This is a genomic window from Psychrobacter sp. HII-4 (assembly GCF_904846595.1).
GTDB classification, from domain to species: Bacteria; Pseudomonadota; Gammaproteobacteria; order Pseudomonadales; family Moraxellaceae; genus Psychrobacter; species Psychrobacter celer.
Genome location: NZ_CAJHBJ010000071.1, coordinates 1 through 4,085, shown reverse-complemented (window position 1 = coordinate 4,085; position 4,085 = coordinate 1). Strand labels below are relative to the sequence as shown.

Below are 4,085 nucleotides of genomic sequence, written 5' to 3'. Positions count from 1 at the left end.
ATAAGGTGATTGGCAAGGATGTGCTGATTAATCCGCCGGGGGCGAGTGCGGGGGGCGGTAGAGAGCCTTATCCTGAGAATGCAGGTTATATGGCTACTTATGGTGAGCCTGATCAGGGGGGTGGGGGGTTAGATGACCTGACAAGACCAATACGTTCTGAGACGCTTGATAAAAAGAAAGCTAAAGAAGCCAGAAGAAAAGCTGAGTATCGAGCCGCAACTGCAAAGATGGGGGGACTAGGTCACAATAATGTTGATATTGTGGGCTATGAACCAGAAATTAATTATGATAAAGAGAAGTACGCATCAATGGCAAGAGTTTACGGCGAAAACTCGGAAACAGGCCAATTTGCTGTAGATGCGCTGAAGAAAAATAGTGATTTAAACGACTATAATGCTCAGAAAGCGCAAATCGAGAGAAATCAAGCGAATAACATAGCGGCACAAGCAGCGCGTGCACGTAGCAATGCAACGCAAAACAATGCAGTATCACAACGACCACTAGATATAAAATCAGGACAGCCTCCTTCTCTATATGATGACGTTGGTTATGAAAACCCAATGGCAAACGTCCGAGATGGGTGGAAGGGGGAGGCTGCTGATGGTATTAAACAATCTATTGGTGCAGGAATTGATGCAGCTGCACAAGTCAACAAAGGAGTTGCAGTGGGGAAGACAGTGTTCGATTTAGCGACTGATAAAGATTTTCAAGAATTGGGGGAAATGGGGGTTAATGCTGCTCAAGATAAAGCTAAAAGCAAAGCTCAAGAAGTGGCAACAGATGCCTTTACGAATAGATTTCCAATTATCGATAAAGCTAATAATGCTTATGAAGACTATCAAACTGGTCAAGACCTTAAGGATAGATTTGATCAAGTAAATGAGGAGTTGAAAAAGAAATGATTAAAATCTTTTTTATATTAACACTTTTAACTATCTCATTGTTTTCTACTGTTAATAGAGCTTCTGTCAACTCTAATGCTTACATGAACTATGATGAGTCTAATAGTGACTACGCAGAGCTAAAACTAAAAGATGCTGAATTTGAAAAATATTTGAAAAACCTAAAGAACCCAAAACGACTCCAGTTAGAATGCGATACAAAAAATAATGCTGACTCATGCTACATCTATGCAGGATATATGAATCTAGTATTAGGAGAATATAAGCAGTCATATGATTATTTCATAAAAGCGTTTGATTTAGGATTGGAGCAGTCTGGTGTCTATATAGCTGGTTTTCAATTGAACCAGCCAGAGCTTTTTAACGATAGTAATCGCTTGACTATAGGCGAAAGTATCCGTTATGCAGAACAAGCTTTTAAAACAGACTTTCCAGATGCAACCAGATTATTAACAGTTATATATCGCGAACCTAAATTTAACCGTGTTGATTTAAAAAAGTCGGAATACTATAACAAGATCGCTATAGAGCAAAACGTTAAGATGTCCCGATTTCTTTTAGCTTCTTTATACACTTATGAGATGAAAGACAAATCTAAAATAAATGAAAGTATTAAATTATACCAAGATGACTTGATGATTGAGAAGAACTGGCAATCAGCATTAGCACTTATGACTATTCATTTATATCCCGAAGAATATGGTGCTACGTTTGAGCCTGACCTTGTCAAAACCTTGGCTTATGCTTATGTCAGCAGCGACTTGCGTGATGGGCGTAATGAGAATGGGTTTAATAATGTAGATACTAGATTTGCTGCAGCCATGCAAACAGAGTTACCTCCCGAAACGTTAAAGCAAGCAAAGGCACTTTACTTGGAGATGATGGCTCAGATGAATGATGCTCATCAGTAGAATAAAAATGATAGTATTCCATACCATGACAAATAAAATCGTTACGTTTGCTCCAATAACCTTTTTATTACTATTCAACGTAACTATAGCTTATGCGTTTTCTCATACTATCGCTATAGAGTCTGTTGCCCGCTCGGAGCCAGTATCTATTGCTCAATTTGGTACTTTAGACTCGGAAAAAGAAATAACGAAGTTGGTAAGATTTTTAAAGAGTGAGGATGTCGAACGCTTTCAAAAAGAGTGTGATAACGAGCACATCGCTCAGTCTTGCTATCATTACGCTTCCTATTATGACTTGATAGTAGAGGATCATAAAAAGTCATATCTATATTATAAAAAAGCCTTTGATTTAGGTATTAAGCAAGCTGGTTACTTTGTTGGCGTTTTTCAAATAAATTATCCAGAACGATTCTCTGCTGAAAATCGGCTTAGTACAGATGAGAGTATTGATTATCTTGAGCAAGCATTTGAAGCTGGCTCTCCAGATGCTACTAGAATACTGATGATGACTTATAGAGATCCAGAACTCAACATTACTAATTATGACAAAGCCGAATACTACAACAAAATAGCCATTAGACAAATGGTTAACCATTCTAGATATTTATTAGCACATTTGTATGTTAATGATATCAAAGACAAATCTAAAATAAATGAAAGTATTAAATTATACCAAGATGACTTGATGATTGAGAAGAACTGGCAATCAGCATTAGCACTTATGACTATTCATTTATATCCCGAAGAATATGGTGCTACGTTTGAGCCTGACCTTGTCAAAACCTTGGCTTATGCTTATGTCAGCAGCGACTTGCGTGATGGGCGTAATGAGAATGGGTTTAATAATGTAGATACTAGATTTGCTGCAGCCATGCAAACAGAGTTACCTCCCGAAACGTTAAAGCAAGCAAAGGCACTTTACTTGGAGATGATGGCTCAGATGAATGATGCTCATCAGTAGAATAAAAATGATAGTATTCCATACCATGACAAATAAAATCGTTACGTTTGCTCCAATAACCTTTTTATTACTATTCAACGTAACTATAGCTTATGCGTTTTCTCATACTATCGCTATAGAGTCTGTTGCCCGCTCGGAGCCAGTATCTATTGCTCAATTTGGTACTTTAGACTCGGAAAAAGAAATAACGAAGTTGGTAAGATTTTTAAAGAGTGAGGATGTCGAACGCTTTCAAAAAGAGTGTGATAACGAGCACATCGCTCAGTCTTGCTATCATTACGCTTCCTATTATGACTTGATAGTAGAGGATCATAAAAAGTCATATCTATATTATAAAAAAGCCTTTGATTTAGGTATTAAGCAAGCTGGCTACTTTGTCGGCGCGCTGCAAATAAACTACCCAGAACGATTTTCTGCTGAAAATCGGCTTAGTACAGATGAGAGTATTGATTATCTTGAGCAGGCATTTGAAGCTGGTTCTCCAGATGCCACTAGATTTTTAATGATGATCTACCGTGATCCAGAGTTGAACCTTACCAACTATGACAAAGCCGAACACTATAACAAAATCGCTATCGAGCAGAATGTTAGGAAGTCTAGGGTCTTACTAGCATATCTATACATAGATCATATCAAAGATAAATCAAAGATAAATCAAAGCATAACACTATTGAATGAAGACTTAATGCTAGAAAAAAATTGGGAGTCATCCATGGCGCTTTTTTCTATATATTTAAGCCCAGATGAATATGGGGCTAGCTTAGATGATGATATTGCTAAAGTCTTAGCCTATGCTTATATCACCAATGAGCTACGCGCTGGACGTCACGAAGAAGAGCTCAACAGTGTGGACAAGCGATTTATTGCAGCGATGGAGAAAGAGCTACGTCCCGAAATGTTAAAGCAAGCAAAGGCACTTTACTTGGAGATGATGGCTCAGATGAATGATGCTCATCAGTAGAATAAAAATGATAGTCTTCCATACTATTATAAATGAAGTGGTTGTTCAAACATTTGTAGCCGCCTTATTGCTATCAAGCAAAACTACAATGATAAATAATACTATTTCATGATAACTGGCTACCCGCAGGCGGCCAAGAAGTCTGGTATCAAGTCCAAAAGCTTTAACTCGCCCCTTGAGAACTACAATGAGCTCATGTTCAACGATGATGCTGGCTTTGAGTTGGTGAACTTGCAGGCGCAGCGTGATTTAAACTCACTGGTGAAGAACGATGAGACTCGCAGAGTCAACCGTGACCGTACCACCACCATTGATAAAGATGAGACCGTGACGGTACATGGCAAGCGTAC

5 protein-coding genes are annotated in these 4,085 nt (G+C 38.4%); all 5 read left to right on the top strand.

The genetic code is table 11. The annotated features are described in order from the left end of the window. Positions 1–902 (top strand): hypothetical protein (locus JMX98_RS13525; RefSeq protein ID WP_201587333.1); only part of this gene is annotated, 902 nt, incomplete at its 5' end. Then, a complete protein-coding gene (locus JMX98_RS13520; protein WP_201587331.1) occupies positions 899–1,813 on the top strand; it encodes a hypothetical protein in 915 nt (304 codons plus the stop codon). The genes JMX98_RS13525 and JMX98_RS13520, both read left to right, overlap by 4 nt. A gap of 25 nt (positions 1,814–1,838) precedes the next feature. Then, on the top strand, positions 1,839–2,774 hold the full coding sequence (locus tag JMX98_RS13515) for a sel1 repeat family protein (protein WP_201587330.1): 936 nt from the start codon (positions 1,839–1,841) through the stop codon (positions 2,772–2,774). A gap of 25 nt (positions 2,775–2,799) precedes the next feature. Continuing rightward, complete coding sequence (locus tag JMX98_RS13510) at positions 2,800–3,735, top strand: sel1 repeat family protein (RefSeq protein ID WP_201587329.1); 936 nt, start codon at positions 2,800–2,802, stop codon at positions 3,733–3,735. A 108-nt stretch (positions 3,736–3,843) separates the two neighbouring features. Next, positions 3,844–4,085, top strand: a 242-nt coding sequence (locus tag JMX98_RS13505; protein ID WP_413786560.1) for a bacteriophage T4 gp5 trimerisation domain-containing protein, incomplete at its 3' end; no start/stop codon positions are given.